The 1291-nt window shown below is 45.8% G+C and carries 1 protein-coding gene; it reads right to left on the bottom strand.

From position 1 onward, the window contains the following. On the bottom strand, positions 1 to 1291 hold a 1291-nt coding region (locus OH459_RS27940; protein ID WP_269989863.1), incomplete at both ends, for a vWA domain-containing protein.

The raw sequence follows: 1291 nt of genomic DNA, 5'->3' as shown, positions 1-1291 counted from the left end.
TTCGCCAGTCGACAAAGAATAAACCTCTGTGTTGCTCGCAATAACCGTTTGGTTGTTGTAAGTCACAACATCACCACGTTGATAATCGCTTGGTAACACGTCTCCCAAAGTAATAATTTTGCCATTTTCAGCACCAATCACCACATTAGTCATCGAAGCCAAATCATAAGCGCTATTGTGGTCAGCTTGGTTCGGCGTACCATCAGAGATAAAGTATGTGACGTTATTTGCATCACTATCTTTACCTGCAAACCAATCTAGCACTGAATCAAATGCAGCTTCATAGTTTGTTCCACCGCTACCATCATCTCTATTGTTTTCGAATGCAGTTGTGATTTTCGTTGAAGCTTCTGGGTCGCTCAAATCAACTTCCAACAACAGCTTATCATCCGCTGCAAACGTCGTTAACAATACATTTACTTTACCTGAAGAAGAACTGCCAGCACTATTGATAAGGCTATCAAGAACCTTTTTGAACTCAGCCTCTGCTTTACCTACGTCATACCCCATACTGCCTGAAGTATCTAGAACAAAAGCAATGTTGTAATCCTCGCCCTCAACAATCTGCAGACCTTGGACATCACCAACAATAATGTCGTCATCAGCTGTACCGGTAATGTCGTTATCACCGTGTGTACCAATAACGTATTTGTAACCACGAACCACGTCCAACGAATCGGTGTCTGTCGCTGTCGGGTTCACACCGTCAGATACCGACGCTGTGACACTCAGACTATTCAAATCTAGCTGGTCGTTATTAACCGCTTCGACACCTTTATCGGTCAACTTAACTTGGTCACCATCGAGGACGAAGTAACCATCGGTGTTGTTTTCTAGCTGAACGGTAAGCTCATCTGCTGGCGTATCTGTATCAGCAACAACGAGTGTTGCCACTACGGTATCGGTAGATACCGCATCTTCAGTCACGCTATCAACCGCTGTGACGTCGATAGTCGGTGCGTCATTTGCGCGTACCACATCAAGAGAATCCGTGTCTGTCGCTTTCGGATTCACGCCGTCTGATACCGAAGCAGTGACAGACAAGGTAGTTAGGTCAAGCTGGTCATTATTAACCGCTTCGACACCTTTATCGGTCAACTTAACTTGGTCACCATCGAGCACGAAATAGCCATCTGTGTTGTTTTCTAGCTGAACGGTAAGCTCATCTGCTGGTGTATCTGTATCAGCAACAACAAGTGTTGCCACTACTGTATCGGTGCTCACCGCGTCTTCAGTCACGCTATCAACCGCGGTAACGTCGATAGTCGGTGCGTCGTTTACGCGAACCACG

The sequence above is a fragment of the Vibrio sp. MM46 genome, from assembly GCF_027587135.1.
Classification (GTDB): Bacteria; Pseudomonadota; Gammaproteobacteria; order Enterobacterales; family Vibrionaceae; genus Vibrio; species Vibrio harveyi.
The sequence above is the reverse complement of the archived record's forward strand: the minus strand, read 5'-3'. Positions and strand labels throughout refer to the sequence as shown.